The sequence below is a fragment of the Bradyrhizobium jicamae genome (assembly GCF_018130695.1).
Lineage (GTDB): Bacteria > Pseudomonadota > Alphaproteobacteria > Rhizobiales > Xanthobacteraceae > Bradyrhizobium > Bradyrhizobium jicamae_B.
The window spans coordinates 14,874-34,133 of record NZ_JAFCJX010000016.1 but is presented as its reverse complement, the minus strand read 5'-3'; the positions used below and the strand labels follow the sequence as shown (position 1 = coordinate 34,133).

Annotated in this window: 17 protein-coding genes; 13 read left to right on the top strand and 4 right to left on the bottom strand. The window is 65.9% G+C overall.

The features are described from left to right. Positions 1-29 precede the first annotated feature (29 nt). The 6 genes from nac to JQ604_RS23090 all read left to right on the top strand — a co-directional run bounded on the left by nac (position 30) and on the right by JQ604_RS23090 (position 7,824). Positions 30-971, top strand: coding sequence for a nitrogen assimilation transcriptional regulator NAC (nac, locus tag JQ604_RS23115; protein ID WP_212362273.1), 942 nt, complete (start codon positions 30-32; stop codon positions 969-971). Positions 972-1,169: 198 nt separating this feature from the next. Further along, complete coding sequence (locus JQ604_RS23110) at positions 1,170-3,236, top strand: hydantoinase/oxoprolinase family protein (protein ID WP_212362270.1); 2,067 nt, start codon at positions 1,170-1,172, stop codon at positions 3,234-3,236. 13 nt (positions 3,237-3,249) lie between these two features. After that, a complete protein-coding gene (locus JQ604_RS23105) occupies positions 3,250-4,932 on the top strand; it encodes a hydantoinase B/oxoprolinase family protein (protein WP_212362267.1) in 1,683 nt (560 codons plus the stop codon). Positions 4,933-4,939: 7 nt separating this feature from the next. Further along, on the top strand, positions 4,940-5,737 hold the full coding sequence (locus JQ604_RS23100) for an SDR family oxidoreductase (RefSeq protein ID WP_212362264.1): 798 nt from the start codon (positions 4,940-4,942) through the stop codon (positions 5,735-5,737). 13 nt (positions 5,738-5,750) lie between these two features. After that, positions 5,751-6,452, top strand: a complete 702-nt coding sequence (locus JQ604_RS23095) for an HpcH/HpaI aldolase family protein (protein WP_212362261.1) — start codon at positions 5,751-5,753, stop codon at positions 6,450-6,452. A 271-nt stretch (positions 6,453-6,723) separates the two neighbouring features. Continuing rightward, positions 6,724-7,824 carry an NADH:flavin oxidoreductase gene (locus JQ604_RS23090; RefSeq protein WP_212362257.1) on the top strand — a complete coding sequence of 367 codons (1,101 nt, stop codon included), beginning with the start codon at positions 6,724-6,726 and terminating at the stop codon, positions 7,822-7,824. Positions 7,825-7,830: 6 nt separating this feature from the next. Here the strand turns inward: JQ604_RS23090 and JQ604_RS23085 are convergent, their stop codons facing one another. Together JQ604_RS23085 and JQ604_RS23080 are read right to left on the bottom strand one after the other, a co-directional pair. Then, positions 7,831-8,853, bottom strand: a complete 1,023-nt coding sequence (locus JQ604_RS23085; RefSeq protein WP_212362254.1) for an LLM class flavin-dependent oxidoreductase — start codon at positions 8,851-8,853, stop codon at positions 7,831-7,833. Between the two features lie 95 nt (positions 8,854-8,948). After that, the gene (locus JQ604_RS23080; protein WP_212362251.1) at positions 8,949-9,875 is read right to left on the bottom strand and encodes a LysR family transcriptional regulator; all 927 of its coding nucleotides are present in this window, start codon (positions 9,873-9,875) and stop codon (positions 8,949-8,951) included. Between the two features lie 115 nt (positions 9,876-9,990). On the opposite strand from JQ604_RS23080, the gene JQ604_RS23075 reads away from it, so the two are divergent. From JQ604_RS23075 to JQ604_RS23065, 3 genes are read left to right on the top strand one after another with little or no spacing between them, the layout of a single operon-like run. Next, positions 9,991-11,349, top strand: a complete 1,359-nt coding sequence (locus JQ604_RS23075) for an MFS transporter (protein ID WP_212362248.1) — start codon at positions 9,991-9,993, stop codon at positions 11,347-11,349. After that, positions 11,349-11,858, top strand: a complete 510-nt coding sequence (locus tag JQ604_RS23070; RefSeq protein WP_212362245.1) for a GAF domain-containing protein — start codon at positions 11,349-11,351, stop codon at positions 11,856-11,858. Before JQ604_RS23075 ends, JQ604_RS23070 begins: the two co-directional genes overlap by 1 nt. A 17-nt stretch (positions 11,859-11,875) precedes the next feature. Then, positions 11,876-13,123: a metal-dependent hydrolase family protein gene (locus tag JQ604_RS23065; RefSeq protein WP_212362242.1), complete on the top strand. Its 1,248-nt coding sequence runs from the start codon at positions 11,876-11,878 to the stop codon at positions 13,121-13,123. Positions 13,124-13,154: 31 nt separating this feature from the next. On the opposite strand, the gene JQ604_RS23060 is transcribed toward JQ604_RS23065, so the two are convergent. Beyond that, on the bottom strand, positions 13,155-14,468 hold the full coding sequence (locus tag JQ604_RS23060) for an Hsp70 family protein (protein ID WP_212362238.1): 1,314 nt from the start codon (positions 14,466-14,468) through the stop codon (positions 13,155-13,157). 222 nt (positions 14,469-14,690) lie between these two features. Between JQ604_RS23060 and JQ604_RS23055 the strand changes: the two genes are divergently transcribed. The 3 genes from JQ604_RS23055 to JQ604_RS23045 all read left to right on the top strand — a co-directional run bounded on the left by JQ604_RS23055 (position 14,691) and on the right by JQ604_RS23045 (position 16,995). Then, positions 14,691-15,380 (top strand): hypothetical protein, encoded by a 690-nt coding sequence (locus JQ604_RS23055; RefSeq protein WP_212362235.1) that lies wholly within the window; start codon positions 14,691-14,693, stop codon positions 15,378-15,380. 113 nt (positions 15,381-15,493) lie between these two features. Then, entirely contained in the window at positions 15,494-16,174 is a 681-nt protein-coding gene (locus JQ604_RS23050) for an ABC transporter permease (protein ID WP_212362232.1), read from the top strand. After that, positions 16,171-16,995 (top strand): substrate-binding domain-containing protein, encoded by an 825-nt coding sequence (locus tag JQ604_RS23045; protein WP_212362229.1) that lies wholly within the window; start codon positions 16,171-16,173, stop codon positions 16,993-16,995. The genes JQ604_RS23050 and JQ604_RS23045 overlap by 4 nt, the downstream gene beginning before the upstream one ends. A 19-nt stretch (positions 16,996-17,014) precedes the next feature. Here JQ604_RS23045 and JQ604_RS23040 read toward each other — a convergent pair whose 3' ends face one another. Continuing rightward, on the bottom strand, positions 17,015-17,974 hold the full coding sequence (locus JQ604_RS23040; RefSeq protein WP_212362225.1) for a LysR family transcriptional regulator: 960 nt from the start codon (positions 17,972-17,974) through the stop codon (positions 17,015-17,017). 100 nt (positions 17,975-18,074) lie between these two features. On the opposite strand from JQ604_RS23040, the gene JQ604_RS23035 reads away from it, so the two are divergent. Continuing rightward, on the top strand, positions 18,075-19,256 hold the full coding sequence (locus tag JQ604_RS23035; RefSeq protein ID WP_212362221.1) for an MFS transporter: 1,182 nt from the start codon (positions 18,075-18,077) through the stop codon (positions 19,254-19,256). Positions 19,257-19,260 lie beyond the last annotated feature (4 nt).

Sequence of the window (19,260 nt, the reverse complement as noted above, 5' to 3'; positions counted from 1 at the left end):
AGCGTGTTTTCAGGACCAGCGTTCGACACATGAGCGTCGATTTCAGGAAGCTGAAGAGCTTCGTCAAAGTCGTCGATGCCGGCAGCGTCTCGCGCGCCGCCGGCCTGCTGCGCACCGCGCAGCCGGCGCTGTCGCAGCAGATCGCGGCGCTCGAGAGCCACTTCAAGCACAAGCTGCTGTTGCGCAGCAATCACGGCATCGTCCCGACCGAAGCCGGCCTGATCCTCTACCGCCATGCGCAATTGCTGCTGAAGCAGATTGAGCAGGCGCAGATCGACATCGATCAATCGACCAAGGCGCTGGCCGGGCGGGTCTCGATCGGCCTGGCGACCTATTCGGCGTCGAGCACGTTGTCGCTGCCGATCTTGAAAGAGATGTCGACGCTGCATCCGCAGATCATCGTCCACATCAACGACAGCTTTGGCCACGTGCTGAGCGAGCTGATCATGACCGGCAAGATGGACATGGCCATGATCTACGGCTCCGGCCCGATCAAGGGCGTCAAGCTGCAGCCGCTGTTTCGCGAGGAACTGTATCTCGTCTCGCGCGCCGAGACGGTGGCGAACAAGCCGGCCGACGAGCCGTTGCCGCTGTCGGCGCTGGCTGACGTCAGGCTGCTGCTGCCGAGCCAGGGGCATTTCCTGCGGCGCCTGATCGACGAGTCGCTGGCGCGTGCGCGGGTGACGCCGAACGTCGCCTCCGAGATCGAATCCGTGTCCGCGCTCGGCGCGGCCGTGACCGAAGGGCTGGGCTCGACCATCCTGCCGGCCTCGGTCGCCGCCGCCAGCGCGTCGAGCTTTGCCGGCGTCGAGGTGCGGCGGCTGGTGCGCCCCGCCATCGAGGCGACCGTCTCGCTGTGCGTCTCCGATCATCTGCCGCTGTCGGAGCCCGCGCTGGCCACGCGCTCGGTGCTTCTGACCGTGGTGGAGAAGCTGATGCGCAGCCATCCGCAGGGCATTCGCGCGGTCTGAGCAACACAGCTGCGGCCGCGGCCGTTCTACTGTGCATGGGGTTGTTTTCGTTTTTTTGTTGGCCGTAAAACGGGTCCGTTGCTGCTGCGCGCCGGTTTTGACAGGCCATAAACAAAACCTATGGCGGCAGATCGGAGTTGTGGTGGTCGCGTGCGACCGCATTCCCTACCCTCGAAGATAATCGCTCCGAGGAAACAGATGGCCAAGCTCGCATTCGACACCGGGGGAACCTTCACCGATTTCGCGCTGCTCGACGACAGGGGCGAGCTGCATCTCCACAAGGTGCTGAGCACGCCGGCCAATCCGGCCGAGGCCGTGGTTCGCGGCGTCTCCGAACTGCTCGCGGAATTCGGCGACGTCGTCGATCTCGATCATCTTCAGGTGCTCGGTGCGACCACCGTGGTCACCAATGCAGTGCTGGAGCGCAAGGGCGTCAAGACCGGCTTCATCTCGACGGCCGGTTTCCAGGACATGCTGCGCATCCGCAACGAGGGGCGCTACGATCTCTACGATCTGAACTTGAAATATCCCGACCCGCTGGTGACGCGCGCCAACAGCTTTGGCGCGGTCGAGCGGATGTCCGCCGATGGCGAGGTGATCACGGCGCTGGAAGAGGACACGGTCCGCGAGATCGCCGGCCGCTTGCGCCACGAGGGCATCAAGTCCGTCGCCGTCTGCCTGCTGCACGCCTACAAATACCCTGACCATGAGCAGCGCATCGCGGCGCTGCTGCGCGAAGAGGATCCCGATATCTTCGTGTCACTGTCCTCAGAAGTCTGTCCGGAAGTCCGCGAGTTCGATCGCGCCTCGACCACCGTCGTCAACGCCTATACCCGGCCGCAGATGTCCGGCCACGTCGCCCATCTCGAACGCGAGTTTGCGGCCAAGGGCATCAATCGCCAGGTGCTGTGGATGACCTCGTCGGGCGGTCTGGTGCCGAGCAGCCGCGCCGCGGAGTTGCCGGTGCGCCTGATTGAATCGGGCCCGGCCGCCGGCGCGGTCGCTGCCGCCGAATTCGGCCGCATCGCCGGCGAAGGCAGCGTGCTGTCCTTTGACATGGGCGGCACCACCGCAAAGCTGTGCCTGATCCCGAATGGCGAGCCGACGGTCGGCACCGACCTCGAGGTCGCGCACTATCATCGCTTCCGCAAGGGCTCGGGCTTTCCGCTAAAAATCCAGTCGATTCGGATGATCGAGATCGGCGCCGGCGGTGGCTCGATCGCGGCTAAGAATCCGCTCGGCCTGCTCGACGTCGGCCCGCGCTCGGCGGGCGCGATGCCGGGACCGGCCGCGTACCAGCGCGGCGGCACCGAGCCGACCGTGACCGATGCCGACATTCTGCTCGGCTATATGGGCACCGAATCCTTCGTCGGTGGCTCGTTCAAGGTGTCGAAGGACGCGGCACTTACGGCGATGACGAAGCTCGCAGCCTCGCTCGACGTCAGCGTTCCCCGCTGCGCCTTCGGCATCCACGATCTCGTCAATGAATCCATGAGCAAGGCGGCCGCGGTGCATGCGACCGATCTCGGCGTCGATCCGCGCAGCCTGCCGATGGTCGCGTTCGGTGGCGCCGGCCCCGTGCACGCCTATGGCATCGCGCGCAAGCTCGGCATCAAGCGCATCATCTGCCCGACCGGCGCCGGCGTCACCTCGGCGATCGGCCTGCTGATCGCTCCGGTCGCGGTCGATCTCTCCGCGAGCTTCCCGATGCAGGTCGACAATTGGGATTTTGAGGCGATGGATCGGCTGCTCGGCGATCTCTCCGCGCAAGGCGCGGAAGTGGTCCGCGCCGCCGGCGTTGCGCCGGAGACGATCACGAACACTTACACGGTCGACATGCGTCATGTCGGTCAGGGGCATGAGATCACGGTGACGTTGCCCGATCGCAGCCTGCCGCGCGCGCAATTCTTCGAGCAACTGCTCGGCAATTTCTACAAGCTCTATCGCGAACTGTTCGGCCGCACCGTCGCGGGCTCGTCCGTCGAGGTGATCACCTGGCGTCTGCGTTCCAGCGGCGAGAAGGCTCAAGTCACCCGCCCGCACACGCGGCATGCTGCTGATGCCAAGAAAGGCACGCGCGCGGTCTATTTCAGCGAGCGCGGCGGCTTCGTCGAGACGCCGGTTTACGATCACTACAAGCTGCCGGTCGGCGAAGCGATCCAGGGACCTGCGATCGTCGAGCAGCGGGAGTCGACCGCCGTTGTCGGGCCGAGCGGTACGGCGCATGTCGACATCAACGGCAATCTCGTGATCAACATCGCCTGAGGACGACGACGCCATGTCCGTGAATGCTGCCGATTTCAACGATCCCATCAATCTGCAGGTGATGTGGAATCGATTGATCTTCATCGCCGACCAGGCCGACATCGTGCTCGGCCGCACCGCGTTCTCGCCGATCGTGCGCGAGAACCACGACTATGTGACCGTGCTGCTCGACAGCCGCGGCCGCGCGCTGGCGCAATGCACCTGGTCGATCCCGGTGTTCATCACCTCGCTGCCGGTCGCCGCGCAGAAATACTTCCTGCCGAAATTTCCCGCCGGGACGTTGCAAGAGGGCGACGTGCTCGCCACCAACGATCCCGAGATCGGCACCGGCCATCTGCCCGATGTCACCATGATCACGCCGATCTTCAAGAACGGCAAGGTCGTGGCCTATGCCGGCTCGATCGCGCACCTGCCCGACATCGGCGGCGCGCCCCTGCATTCCGAGGCCAGCGACATCTTCGAGGAAGGCATTCGCTTCCCGATCGTGAAGCTGCACAAGGCCGGCGTTCCCAACCAGGATGTGCTCGACATCATCGCTGCCTCGGTTCGCCTGCCGACCGAGGTGATGGGCGATCTCGAATCCATGGTCGCGGCCAACAACGTGATGGGCCGCGAACTGGTCAAATTCCTCGACGAATACGATCTCGACGGCATCGATGAGCTCGCCGACGCGATCCACACCCGCTCCGAGGCGCAGACCCGTCGTGCGATCCGGCAATGGCCGAACGGCACCTACAGCGCCGAGGTTCTGCTCGACGGCTACGATACTGACGTGACGCTCAAGGCCGCCGTGATCGTCCGCGACGATTCGATTCACGTCGACTATAGCGGGACATCAGAGCAGATCCTTCACTCGATCAACTGTCGCACCAATTACCGTTACGCCCATTCGGTCTATGCGCTGAAATGCCTGCTCGATCCGGATACGCCGAACAACGAAGGCTGCATCACGCCGATCACGGATGAGGCGCCGCTCGGCTCGATCCTCAATCCCGAGGAATGGACGGCGGGCAATTCGCGCAACCTGATCGGGCATGTGATTCCGTCGCTGATCTTCAAAGCGTTGGAAGGCGTGGTGCCGAATAAGGTGATGGGCGACAGCGGCGGTGCGCCGATCTGGGCCGCCAATTGCGTCGGACGGCGTGATGACGGGTCGCAATACGGCTCGGTGCAGAATTTTCACGGCGGGCAGGGCGCCCGCGCTGAATTCGACGGTCTTGATACGCTGAGCTTCCCGTCCAATTGCAAGGTGACGGCGATCGAGATGTTCGAGATCGCGGTGCCCGCGCTCACCGAGTGCAAGGAGCTGATCCCGGACTCCGGCGGCGCCGGCAAGAGCCGCGGCGGCCTCGGCCAGCGCGTCGTGCTGCGCAATCTCGGGCGCAACCCGATGAACATCTACCTGGCGTCGGAGCGCGTGCGCCATCCCTGTTTCGGCGTGGTCGGCGGCAAGTCCGGCAGCGCCGGCAAGGTGTACCGGAATGGCGAGCCGCAATTTCCCAAGGGCAAGGTGGTGCTGAAGACAGGCGATCGCCTGGAGGTCGAGACGCCCGGCGGCGGCGGATGGGGACGCACAGCCGAGCGCGCGGCGGCGGCGATCGAGCTCGACCTTGCCGAAGGCTTGATCACGCCTGCGGCGGCGAGGCAGATTTACGGCTATCAGCGCTCAAGCGTGGCGGCGACTGCCGCCGAATAGGAACATCATGGGTCTGCTCGATGGAAAGATCGCACTCGTCACCGGTGCCGGAACCGGCATCGGGCGCGAGACCGCGATCCTGCTGGCGCAGGAGGGCGCAACGGTCGTCCTGACCGGACGACGGATCGATCCGCTAAGGGACGTCGTCACGGTCATCGAGAAGGCCGGCGGCAAGGCCGTCGCTCATGTGCTGGATGTGGCGTCGCGTGAGGCGATCCTGGAGACGGTGGCCTGGGCCAAGCGCAATGTCGGGACGATTGACATTCTCGTCAACAATGCCGGCAGCGCCAGCAAGGTGCTGAATGCGCGCTTCCTCAGCGAAGCCGAGTGGAACGCCACGGTGAACGTCAATCTCACCGGGGTCTTCAACCTGACCCAGGCCGTGCTGGAAGACATGCTTGCGAGGAAGGAAGGCACCATCATCACGGTCTCTTCGCTCGCGGTGGTCAATCCGAACCTGCTCGGCGGCGCGGCCTATGGCGCGGCCAAGGCCGGCGTGAAGAATTTCATGAGCTTCCTGCACAACACCTACCGCAACCAGGGCATCCGCGCGACGACCATCCTGCCCGGCGAGACCGACACGCCGATCATGGACAACCGCGCCCGGCCGCCGCTCGAAGGCGAGCGGGCGGTGATGCTCAATCCGCACGACGTCGCGCGCGCGGTGCTGCTCTGCGCCAGCCTGCAGAAGGGCGCCATGATTCCCGAGCTGCACATTTGCCCGACCTTCATGCGCGATACATCGGCGGACATCGAGGTGGCGCGCTGGGTCGGCGCGCCCGAAGGCCTGAAGCCGAAGTCTTGAGAGAGGATTGTCCATGAACGGAGCCAAATTGCGCGAACGTCTCGCCAAGGGCGAGGCGATCACGATGCTCACGCCGCATCATGCGTCATCGGGACTGGCAGTCCGCCTGGTCGAGCTCGGTGCGGACGCGATCTTCGTCGATTGCGAGCACGGCACTTGGAGCTTTGAGGACGTGCGCGTCACCGCGCAGGCGATCCGCGGCGCCGGGGGCGCTGCGATCGTTCGTCCGCACGCGCATGAGCGGCCGCTCCTGATCCGCTATCTCAACGCCGGCGCCGACGGGTTGATGGTGCCGATGGTCGATACCGCGGAGCAGGCGCGCGCCATCGTCGATGCGGTGCGCTATGCCTGCCCCGCCGATCACGAGAAGCGGCTCGTCATCGCCATGATCGAGACGCCCAAGGCGATCGACGATCTCGAGGCCATGCTCGCGGTGGAAGGCGTCGACGTCTTCTTCATCGGGCCCGGCGACCTCTCGCAGAACATGGGCTATCCGCCGGCTCCGCCGTTCGGGCAGCCCCGGCCGCAGGCCGTGACGGAGCGGGTCGAGCTCGCAGTCAGGAAGATCCGCGCCGCCGGTAAAGTTGCAGGCACGCTGGTGACGTCGGATGAATTGCCATTCTGGCTGGAGCGCGGCGTCAAATATTTCTATGTCCATTCCGACCCGTTCCTGCGCGTCGGTCTGGCCGGCATCGGGAAGATGCTGGGGCGATAACTTCGCTCTCTCGGTCTGGCGGCTGGGTTGTTTCGGCGTGAGTTGTCAACAGCTCACCCGCGCTGTCATCACCCGCGCATGCGGGTGATCCAGTATTCCAGAGACGGTTGCATGTGAACCGATAGGCCGCGGGATCACCCGCATCCGCGGGCGACGACACCCAAATGATAAGCGGCCGCGTTCTCTCGGCATGAATCTGCCGCGCCTTGCTCTCGCTTCCGACCCTGATCCCGGGTATGACCGTCCATATCAAGTTGAGCGGGGAATATTGATGTCGCCCGATGTGCTGTTCCGGCCCTTTCAGTTGAAGGGCCTGCGCCTGCCGAACCGCGTCGTGATGGCGCCGATGACGCGCTCGTTCTCGCCGGGCGGTGTCGCGACGGGCGACGTCGCGCAGTACTATCGCCGCCGCGCCGAGGGCCAGGTCGGCTTCATCATCTCCGAAGGCACGGGCGTTGATCGGCCGGCCTCGCTGAATGATCCCAACGTGCCGCGCTTCCATGGCGAGAAGGAGCTTGCGGCTTGGGGGCGCGTGATCGATCAGGTGCATGCGGCGGGCGGGCTGATGGCGCCGCAGCTCTGGCATGTCGGGGGCATTCGCACCCGTGACCCGATCTGGTCGCCAGCCGGCGCCTATGACAGCCCGTCCGGCCTGTCGCGCCCCGGCAAGCCCTTTGGCGATCCCATGAGCGATGTGGATGTCGCGGACGCCATTCGTGCCTTCGCCGATGCCGCGCTTGCCGCGAAGACTCTCGGCTTCGACGCCGTCGAGCTGCACGGCGCCCATGGCTATCTGATCGACCAGTTCTTCTGGGACGGCACCAACCAGCGCGAGGATGCCTATGGGGCTAGGCACCTGCCCGGCCGCGCACGCTTTGCCGCCGACATCGTCCGCGCCGTGCGCAATGCGGTGGGCCCGGATTATCCGATCGTGCTGCGCATCAGCCAGTGGAAGCAGCAGGATTTTGCGGTGAAGCTCGCCGACACGCCGCAGGCGCTCGAAGCCTGGCTGAAGCCGCTGGTCGACGCCGGCACCGACATCCTGCATTGCTCGCAGCGAAGATTCTGGGAGCCGGAGTTCGAAGGCTCGGACCTCAATTTCGCGGGCTGGGCCAAGAAGCTGACGGGCGTGCCGACCATCACCGTCGGCTCGGTCGGCCTGACCGGCGAGTTCGTCGCGGCCTTCGGCGGCGAGAGCTCGCGCCCGGCCTCGCTCGATGAGCTGATCCGCCGGCTCGATCGCGACGAATTCGATCTCGTCGCCGTCGGCCGCGCGCTGCTGCAGGACCCGCAATGGCTGGTCAAGATCCGCGATGGCCGCAGCGACGACCTGCTGCCGTTCGAAAAGAGCGCGCTCGCGACGCTGAGCTGACGCAGTTCAGCGCCAGCCGAGTCCCGGCGCGACGTGAGTCAGGATCGCCTCGATCACATGAGCGTTGTAGGCGACGCCGAGCTGGTTGGGCACGGTCAGCAGCAGCGTGTCGGCCTCGGCGATCGCCTCATCCGCCCTCAATTGTTCGATCAGTCTGTCCGGCTCGGCCGCGTAGCTGCGGCCGAAGATCGCGCGGGTGCGAGGATCGATGAAGCCGATCTGGTCTTCCTCGTCGCCGCCGCGCCCGAAATAGGCGCGGTCGCGATCGTCGACGAGGGCGAAGATGCTGCGGCTGACCGAGACCCGCGGCGTGCGGCCGTGGCCCGCTTCCTTCCACGCCGCGCGGTAGGCGCGGATCTGCGCGGCCTGCTGGATGTGGAAGGGCTCGCCGGTCTCGTCGTTCTTCAGGGTCGAGCTCTGCAGGTTCAGCCCGAGCTTCGCCGCCCACACCGCCGTGGCGTTCGAGCCCGCGCCCCACCAGATGCGTTCGCGCAAGCCCTCGGAGTGCGGCTCGAGCCGCAGCAGGCCCGGCGGATTGGGAAACATCGGCTGCGGATTGGGCTGCGCAAAACCCTCGCCGCGGATCACGTCGAGGAACACCTCGGCATGGCGCCGCCCCATGTCGGCGTCGCTCTGGCCCTCGGCGGGCTGATAGCCGAAATAGCGCCAGCCATCGATCACCTGCTCGGGCGAACCGCGGCTGATGCCGAGCTGCAGCCGCCCGCCCGCGATCAGGTCGGCCGCGCCCGCATCCTCAGCCATATAGAGCGGGTTCTCGTAGCGCATGTCGATCACGGCGGTGCCGATCTCGATCCGCTTCGTCCTGGCGCCGACCGCCGCCAGCAGCGGGAAGGGCGAAGCGAGCTGGCGCGCAAAATGATGCACGCGGTAATAGGCGCCATCCAGCCCCAATTGCTCGGCGGCGACCGCGAGCTCGATGGATTGCAGCAGCGTATCCGCAGCCGACCGGGTCTGCGATTGCGGCGAGGGCGTCCAGTGCCCGAAGGAGAGGAATCCGATTTTTTTCATGGGGGTCATCTAGCAGTGTTCGGCACGGTTTGCGATCGGCGATGTGACCGCATCGGTGATGCGCACCGCGCAAAGCAGTCATTTCACGCCACCGCTCACTCCGGCTTCGCGAACATCTCGACGATGGTCTCGCGCAACCACCGTTGCGCAGGCACGGTGTCGTTGCGCTGGTGCCAGAACATGCTGACGATGCGCCGCGGCGCCTGCAGCGGGAGCGGCATCGCGTGCAGGAAGGGCGCATGGCGGGACTCCGAGCGCAGGTCGCTCGGCAGCACGGCGATGAGATCGGATTGACGCACGATCTCGTAGGCGGCGCTGTAGTGATTGACGGTGGCGACGAGGTTGCGCGCCAGGCCCTGCGAGGCCAGGAAAAGATCGTAGGATGGCAGGGTCTTGCCGGCCAGGCTCACATCGACATGTTTGGCGTTCAGGAAGGTGCGCGTGCTGAGCCGCTTCTTCGCGGCGAGCGGATGACCGCGCCGCATGAAGCAGGCATAATCGACGCTCCAGAGCGCGCGTGAGCGGATCGGGGCTGGGTGCTGCGCCTCGTTGACATAGACACTCAGCACGCAATCGACCCGGTTCTCCTCGAGTTGATCGGTGATTCCCAGGATGGTGTTGGGCACGGTGTGGATGCGCGCGGTCGGGGCGACCTCACCGAAGCGGACGAGGAGTTGCGGCATGACGAAGGCGGCGACGTAGTCCGACATCGACAGACTGAACTCGGTCTGCGCGCGACGCGGATCGAAGACCTGCTCATCGAGCGCGCCGCGCACGCTTTCCAGGGCTTCGCCGATCGGCTCCCACAGCACCACCGCGCGCTGGGTCGGGCGGATCCCGGTGCCGGAACGCACGAACAGGGGATCGCCGAGCGCGTCGCGCAGCCGCGCCAGGGCGTTGCTGACCGCGGGCTGCGTCATCGTCAACGCCGTTGCCGCACGCGTGACGCTGCCCTCGGTCATCAAGGCCTCGAACACTTTCAGGAGATTGAGGTCGAGCGCGCGGAACGACACGGCAAACATTCACATCAGTGATATATTAGATCATAATTATAAATTAGGACGATAATACTGCCTTGTCTATGGTTCCCTCCCGAGACATGCGGCGTGCCGGGCCGTCAAATCGAGGGGGACTTTGATGTCAATGATATCGGCGCGGATCGAGCGCCTTCCGTTCGCACGCTTCCACACGCATTTGCTGCTGATGGGCGGGCTCGGCTACATGTTCGACGCGATGGACGCCGCCGTGCTGGCCTTCATCCTGCCGGTGCTGCGGACCGCCTGGAATCTGTCGAGCGTCGAGATCGGCGTGCTCGGCAGCAGCACCTATATCGGCTTCCTGTTTGGCGCCTTGCTGGCGGGCACGCTGGGCGACCTGATCGGCCGCCGTGCGGTGATGATGTCGGCATTGGCGCTCTACTGCGTGGCATCGGTCGTGAGTGCGGCGGTGGACACCTGGCCGTCCTTCTTCGCCGCGCGCGTCGTGGCGGGCATGGGCACCGGTGCGGAGAGCGCGATCATCGCGCCCTATCTCGCGGAATTCGTGGCGCGTCGCTTCCGCGGCAGCTTCACGGGAGCGCTGGCCGGCTTCTTCTCCTTCGGCTTCGTCGCCGCGGCGCTGCTCGGCTATTTCATCGTTCCGGCCTATGAGAACGGCTGGCGTATCGTGCTTGTCATCACCGCGTTGCCGGTGGTGATGTTGCTGTGGTGGCGCAGGTCGCTGCCGGAATCCCCACGCTGGCTGGAAAGCCGGGGCAGGGAGCAGGAGGCCGAAGCTGTCCTCGACAGGATCGAAGCCGTTTTCGCACGCGAGGGCCGCGTCCTGCCGCAGCCTGTCGTCGAAGCTGTCGTGCCGTCCGCAGCGGCGGGAACGCTGTTGAGTAATTTCGCGGGACTGCTGAAAGGCCGGCAGGCGCGCATCACCATCATGACCTGGATCATGTGGCTCGCGATCACCTTCAGCTATTACTCCTTCTTCGTCTGGATCCCCGGCCTGCTGGTCCAGAACGGCATGAGCATCACCAGGAGCTTCGCCTATTCGCTCGCGATCTATTGCGCGCAGGTGCCGGGCTATTTCAGCGCCGCCTGGTTCAACGAGCGGATCGGCCGGCAGGCGACGATTGCCACCTACATGCTGCTCGGCGGCGCCAGCGCGCTGGGGCTCGCTTTTGCAGCGAGCGACCAGCAAATCATGCTCGCGGGAATTTTCCTGTCGTTCTTCATGAACGGCACCTATGCGGGCGTCTATGCCTATACGGCCGAAGTGTTCCCGACGGCGTTCAGGACCACCGGCGCGGGACTCGCTTCGGCGATCGGCCGCATCGGGGCGATCGTCTCGCCGATCCTGGTCGGCTATCTCTATCCAAACTTCGGCTTCGCCGGCGTGTTCGGCGTCACCACGACTGTGCTGCTGCTCGGCGCGCTCACCGTCGTGCTGATGGGCGTGCCGACGCGCGGACGCTCGCTGGAGGACATCGCCGCGGGCGAGGCGGCCTGATGCTTCGCGCGCGGACCAAATACAACGCCGATCCGTTGCTCTGCGCCGTTGCGACGTCGCAGGGCAGCGCGGATCAGCCGCATGCACTATTTGCGGCGCTGGACGAAGCGCTGAAGTCGGCGATCGGGCACAGGCTGTTCACGATCCTGACCTATGACAGCGCGACCTCCGAGGCGGCGCGGGTCTATTCCAACCTGCCCGCGCCTTATCCGACTGGCGGGCGCAAGCGCCTGGCGCCCGGCCCATGGACCGAGACCGTTCTTGATCGTGGCGAGGCCTATATCGGCCGTACGCTGGCCGACCTGCGCATGGTCTTTTCCGATCACGCGTTGATCGCCTCGCTCGGCTGCGAGAGCGTGCTCAACATGCCGGTGCGCTGGTGCGGGCGTACGCTCGGCTCGCTCAATTTGCTTCACGAGGCCGGGTGGTATGGTGAGGATGACGCGGCGCTGTGCCGCCCATTTGCGCAATTCGCGCTGCCGGCGCTGCTTTCACCCGCTTCGTCCTGAGCCAACAGGAAACCATCATGGCCCGTGTCCTGTTCAAGAATGCCGCCCTGCTCGACCCGCTCCAGCCCGAGTTGCTCGAAGGACATGACGTGCTGGTCGAGGACGACCTGATCAAGGAGGTCTCCGACCGTCCGCTGCAGATTTCCGCCGATCGAACCATCGACCTCGGCGGCAAGACGCTGATGCCCGGCCTGATCGATCTGCACGTGCACGCGATTGCCGTCGAGCTCAATCTGGCGCAGCAGGTGCAGATGGCGAACGTGCTGGTGACGCTGCGCTCGACCTTGCTGTTGCGCGGCATGCTGCGGCGAGGCTTCACCACCGTGCGCGATGCCGGTGGAGCCGGCTACGCGCTCAAGCAGGCTATCGAGACCGGCCTGACGGATGGCCCGCGGCTGTTCGTCTCCGGGCGTGCGCTCAGCCAGACCGGCGGGCATGGCGACATGCGCGCGCGTTCCGACTATCTAGCCAGTGACGCGCCATGTCCCTGCTGCGTTCGTGTCGGCGCGCTCGCGCGTGTCGCCGATGGCGTCGACGAGGTGCGCAGGGCCGCGCGGCAGGAACTGCAGATGGGCGCGGACCAGATCAAGATCATGGCGTCCGGTGGCGTCGCGTCCCCGACCGATCCGGTCGGCGCGTTCGGCTACTCCGAGGACGAGATCCGCGCCATCGTCGCCGAAGCGGAGGCGCGCCAGACCTATGTGCTCGCCCATGCCTACACGGCGGCAGCCATCGCGCGCGCGGTGCGCTGCGGCGTGCGCACCATCGAGCACGGCAACCTGGTCGACCTTCCGACCGCGCGGTTGATGGCGGAAAAGGGCGTCTATGTGGTGCCGACGCTCGTCACCTATGAGGCGCTGGCCAACGAAGGCGCCCAATACGGACTGCCGCCGGAGAGCGTGGCCAAGATCGCCGACGTCCGCGACGCCGGCCTGCGCTCGCTCGGGATCTATCGCGAAGCCGGCGTGAAGATGGGCTTTGGCAGCGATCTGCTCGGGCCGTCCCAGCGCCTGCAGAGCGACGAATTCCGCATCCGTGCCGAGATCCTTGGCCCGCGCGAGGTGATCGCCAGCGCGACCGTGATCGGTGCCGAGGTGCTGGGGATGACCGGCAAGCTCGGCCGCATCTTGTCCGGCGCCTGGGCGGACCTGCTGGTGGTCGAAGGCAATCCGCTCCGCGACGTGTCATGCCTGCTCGGCCAGGGCGAGCACATTCCGCTGGTGATGAAGGCCGGGAAGGCTCAGGTCGACAGGCTGAGTGCGTAGCCGCACGCGAGTCGGCGGCGACTGTTCCCGGTCACGCGGCCACCGTCCACCGATCCGGCTCCGCCGTCTGCCCGATCAGCGCCAGCCCATAGGCGATCGACTCGAACTGATCCGCCGAGGTCAGCTTCTTCTCGCCGAAGCGTTCGGCGAACAGGCGCTGCACGGCGGGCACGAACGAGGTGCCGCCGGTCAGGAACACCTTCTCGATATCCTTTGCGGCGATGCCGGCCTTGGTCAGCGCCGCATCGACGGTGGTGCCGAGGCGGGCGACGTCGTCGGCGATCCAGCTTTCGAATTTGCGGCGGGTGACTGACGCGCCGATGTCGATGCCGTCCTGCTTGAAGCGGAACTCGACCTTGTCGCTGCCAGATAGCGCGACCTTGGTGTCGGAGACGGCGCGATACAGCGAGAAGCCGAGATCGCGGTCGACGATGGTGATGAAGTCCTCCAGCGGCGCCGGCTCAAGCGCGGTGCGCACCAGCTGCTGCAGCTCGCGCAGATCGCTGCTGCCCTTCATCATCGCGAGCTGATGCCAGCGCGCGAGAGTCGAATAATAGTGATTGGGGATCGGAAGCTCCTTGTCGAAGGAGCGATAGAGGCTGCCCTTGCCGAGTTTTGGCGACACGATGTGGTCGACGATGCGATAATCGAAAGTGTCGCCGGCGATGCCGATGCCGGCGTGGCCGAGCGGCTCGGCGCGCAGCACGCCGCCCTGGCGCGAGAAACGCATCACCGAGAAGTCGCTGGTGCCGCCGCCGAAATCGGCGACCAGCACCGTGGCGTCATGCTTCAGTTGCCGCGTAAAGGAGAAGGCGGCGCCGACCGGCTCGTAGACATAGCGTGCGTGTCCAGCACCGAGCCGTTCGAACGCGTCGCGGTAGCGTTGCATGGCCAGCGCTTCATCGGGATTGCCGCCGGCGAAGCGCACGGGCCGACCGACCATCACGGTCGGTGCGCCCAGATCGAAGCCGCCGCCGGCATGGCGCACCAGTGTGCGCAGGAATGCGGCCAGCAGATCCTCGAACTTGTAGCGCTGACGAAAAATTTGCGTGGTGGTGAAGGCCGAGCTCGCCGCAAAGGTCTTGAATGACTGGATGAAGCGATGGACCGTGCGTCCCTCGAGGAACTGCTCGATCGCCCACGGCCCGCCCTCGGCGCGCGGAGGCTGCCCACTGCCCGGCCGTTCCTCCCAGAAGCAGATGGCAGAGACGTAAACAGAGTGCGTGCGGCCGCCATGCTCGAAGCGCACGGCCTCAACCTTGCCGTCTGATGTCGCCAGCGCAACGACGGTATTGCTGGTGCCGAAATCGACGCCAATCGAGACGGCGGGCTTGGCGCTCGACATGTTCTGCTCTGAAAATGCTGTGAAAGGGGGCGGACGTTTAGCGGCTTTGGCGGACTTTGCCAAGGCAGTAGACAACCAGGCGTGTGAGCCGCGCGGAATGATGAAAGAATCACTCATTGATTGCAGAAAGTCCGTTGCTCGCGGCCGAAGGTAAATTAACAGGCTCCACGATAGATTGCCGCGACTGGCCTGAGCTGGCTCCTGGCGAAAGGAATTTCGGTGATGTTTGGACGCGGGGTGACGTTCGGCAAGAAACAACAGACCCTGAGCGAACTCAGGGCGGAAACAAGTCCGACGCCGGATGCCGACGGCGTGACGCGCGTCTTCTCCAGGGAACTCTGGGACGATCCGAAGATCGGGTCGATGCTGCGCCAATGCGGCTTCGAACCCGATGATCCGCGCAATATCAGGAAGACGGCCGAGGATTACATTGCGATGTTCGCGGCCGCCAAGGCGCGGCTCGAGCAGCGCACCGAGGCCTTCAATCGCGAGATGACGGCGCGCTACGGCTATTGCCGCGCCGCGCCGTTCCTGGTGATCGACCATACCATCTATGACGGCGAGCACGGCGCGTTTCTTTATGCCCACATGGACCTGGTCGGTTTCGACGACTGGAACGTGTTGATGCTGGCGGCGGACGTGCGGACCAAGGAATTGTGCGACATCGCCGGCCATCCCGGTTCAGTGCCGGCGATCGCCGAGGGCATGACCAACAAGGTGCTCGAATGGAAAGCCCGCCAGGAATCGTCGCTGGAAGCCTACGGCCTCACCGCCGTGGGCGGACAGGGAGGCCAGGGCATCACGCGCGAGCAATACGAGGCGCAGAAGGACGCGCTGCGCCAGGAGATCATCGACTATGTCGGCTGGTTGAAGCCGCGTATCATCAGCGAACTGCTGCGCGTTCAGGGTTAGCGCGCCTGCGTCAGGCGCGGATTGTTTCTGCCGAGTGCGATCCGATCGTTGTTGGCACGCTGCGACCGAAGGTGCGTGCTCGGCTACGTTGATGTCAGGTGCGGCCTTGCGATATGAGTGGGGTCGAGGGCGCCGTGACAGAATTCCTGCAAATCATCCAACTCTCGCTCGGCGTGAGCTTTGCGGCCACGGCGATCGCGACCGCAGTCGCACTGCCGCTCGGCTCGGCGCTTGCGGTGGTGGATTTTCCCGGCCGCCGCGCTGTCGTCGTGCTGGCCAATGCGTTCTTCGGGCTGCCGCCAGTCGTCGTCGGCCTCATTCTGTACCTGGCGCTGTCGCGGTCCGGGCCGCTCGGCTTGCTCGGATGGCTGTTCACGCCGGCCGCGATGATCGTGGCGCAGGCGCTGCTGGCGATGCCGATCATCACGGCGCTGGTGCATCGCGCCAGCGAGCGCGCCTGGGCGCGCTACGGCGACGAATTGATCTGCGACGGAGCGTCGCGGCGGCAGGCGATCCTGCAGATTCTGGCTATCATCCGCGCCGACATCATCACAGCCGTGCTGGCCGGCTTCGGCCGCACCGTCTCCGAGGTCGGTGCGGTGATCCTGGTCGGCGGCAACATTCGCGGTGCGACACGCACCATGACCACGACGATTGCGCTGCAGACCAGCCAGGGCGATCTCTCGCTCGCTCTGGCGCTCGGCGCCGTGCTGGTCGGCATCAGTATCTCGATCAGCGCGACTGTGTTCGCGCTGGCGGGGCGCGCGAGAACTGCAGGGAGTGACGAAACATGAGAGCCATCCGCATCGCCGCCGCGGCGCTTGCCTTGATCTGTGCAGCTCCGGCGATGGCCGCCGGCAAATCAATCGTGCTGGCGTCGACGACGTCGGTCGAGGCATCCGGCCTGCTGGCGGCGATCCTGCCGCAGTTCACCGCCAGGACCGGCATCACCGTCAACGTGGTCGCGCAGGGCACCGGCAAGGCGATCGACACCGCCCGCCGCGGCGATGCGGACCTGCTGCTGGTGCACGATCCCGAGGCCGAGCAGCAATTCATGGATGAGGGGCACGGCGCGACGCGCCGGCAGATCGCGTGGAACGACTTCATCATCGTCGGCCCGGATGCCGATCCCGCCAAGGTGCGGGGCGGCAACGACAGCGTCGCGGCGCTGAAGGCGATCGCCGCCGCCAAGTCGCCCTTCGTCTCGCGCGGCGACAAGAGCGGCACCAACGCAGCCGAGCTCCGGTTGTGGAAGCTCGCCGCCCAGTCGCCCGACGCCTTGGGCAAGGAGACCTGGTACCGCGACATCGGCGGCGGCATGGGGCAGGCGCTGAACGCGGCGAGCGCGATGGCGGCTTACACTTTGTCCGACCGCGGCACCTGGCTCAGCTTCAACAACAAGGGACCGCTCGGAATCGCGATCGAAGGCGATTCCCGTTTGCTCAACCGCTACGACGTGATCGAGCTCAGCCCGTCGAAACATGCGGCGTCGAAGCTCGACGACGCCAAAGTGTTTGCAGACTGGCTGGTCTCGCCGGACGGCCAGCAGGCGATCGGCGCCTTCAAGGTCGGCGGCCAGCAGCTGTTCGTCCCGTCGGCCTCGGCGCCGCGCTGACGGCCGCGCGCGAGCCGCTTCAGCGATCGGCCGTCACCCGCCATTTTCCGTTCGCACCACGCCGCAGCGCAGGGTCGCCGATGCGGATGTGTTTTGCCAGGAAATCGATGAAGGCGCGAACTCGCGCCGGCAATGGTCCGGCATGGCCGACATAGACGGCGTGAATGTCCTCGCGATCGCCGGGATTGTAGCCTTGCAGCACCGGCACGAGTCGCCCCGCTTCGATGTCGGGGCCGACATGGAACAGCGCCAGCCGTGCAATCCCGGTGCCGCCAAGCGTCAACCGGCGCGCGACCTCGCCATCGCTGGCGCGCGCGACCGGCGGCGGCAGCGCCTCCTCGATCCGCTCGTTGCGGCGGAACGGCCAGCCGCGGATGCTGCGCGGAAAAGTCCAGCCGATGCCGCGATGGTCAGCGAGATCGGCCGGCGTCTTCGGCGTGCCGAAGCGTGCCAGATAGTCCGGGGCTGCCACCACGGCCATGCGGCTGGTGCCGAGCTTGCGCGCGACCAGCCGGGAGGTCTGTAGCGGTCCGGCGCGGATCGCGACGTCGGCGCGCTCCTGCATCAGGTCGATCAGCGTGTCGGTGAGGACGATATCGAGCGTGATGTCGGGATGCTGGCTGAGGAAACGCGGCAGCAATGGCATGACATGCAGCATGCCGAACGGGATGTTGCTGTTGACCGTCAGATGTCCGCGCGGCGCGGCGCCCGAGCCTGCCTCCCGCTCGGCGTCCTCGATGTCGGCGAGGATGCGCACCGCGCGCTGGTAGAAGGCCTGGCCTTCCTCGGTGAGCTGAAGCCTGCGCGTGGTGCGGTTGACGAGCCGCGTTCCGAGCCGCGCCTCCAGCCGCGAAACCAGCTTGCTCACTCCCGACGGCGTGACGCGCAGTTTCTTGGCGGCGGCGGTGAAGCCGCCGAGATCGACGACGCGGACGAAGACGTCCATCTCGGCGGAGCGATTGGTGTCGGGACGGGCCATGTTGAATTCATGTCACAAATCATTGGATCAAGGGCAATCTAATCCTCCTTCGGCGGCTTCGCTATCTCCAGCGCGGACATCCATCCGACCGGAGTGACACATGCCTGCCGCCGTCCTTGCCCTCACCGCCGGTGCCTTCGGCATCGGCACTACTGAATTTGTCATCATGGGGCTGCTGCTGCAGGTAGCCGCGGACCTCCAGGTGTCGGTGCCCGTCGCGGGCTTGCTGATCTCCGGTTACGCGCTTGGCGTGTTCGTCGGCGCGCCGATCCTGACGCTGGCGACGCGGCAGATGCCGCGCAAGACGGTGCTGCTGGCCTTGATGGCGGTCTTCACGCTCGGCAATGCAGCCTGCGCGCTGGCGCCGAGCTACGCGCTGCTGATGGCCGCGCGGGTGCTCACCTCGCTCGCCCACGGTACGTTCTTCGGCGTCGGCTCCGTGGTGGCGACGAGCCTGGTGGCCGAGGACAAGCGCGCCTCCGCGATTGCGACCATGTTTATCGGCCTGACGGTCGCAACCCTGCTCGGCGTCCCCTTTGGCGCCTGGTTCGGACTGATGCTGGGATGGCGCGCGGCATTCTGGGCGGTCACCGCGATCGGCGTCGTGGCCTTCATCGTACTGGCCGTGCTCGTGCCCGGTCATGTTGGCCGCAACGATCCTCCGGCGCGGCTACAGGAGGAACTGGCGGTGCTCGGTCGCCCGCAGGTGCTGCTCGGGCTCGCCATGACGGTGTTCGGCTTTGCCGGTCTGTTCGTCGTCTTCACTTATGTGCAGCCGATCCTCACCCGGCTGACCGGCTTTCCGGAGGCCGCCGTCTCGCCGATCCTGCTGGTGTTCGGCGCCGGCCTTGCGATCGGTAACGTCGCGGGCGGCAAGCTCGCCGATCGCGGATTGGGGCGCGCGTTGATCGTCACGCTGGGCGGTCTTGTCTTCGTGCTGGGGGCGTTGGCGGCGGTGCTCTCGATCAAGGCCTTCGCGGTGGCGCTGCTGTTCCTGCTCGGAATCGCTGCGTTCGCAACGGTCGCGCCGTTGCAACTGCGCGTGCTCGAAGCCGCCGGCGCGGAAGGCCGCACGCTCGCCTCGAGCCTCAACATCGCCGCCTTCAATCTCGGCAACGCACTCGGTGCCTGGGCCGGCGGGCTCGCCATCGATCGCGGTTTCGGCCTCGGCGCGCTGCCGCTGGTGGCGGCGGCGATCACCGCGACCGGGTTGCTGCTTGCGCTATGGAGCCTGCGTCTCGATCGACCTGCGGTGTCTGCGCTGGCCTGCCCGGCCGAATGAGCAT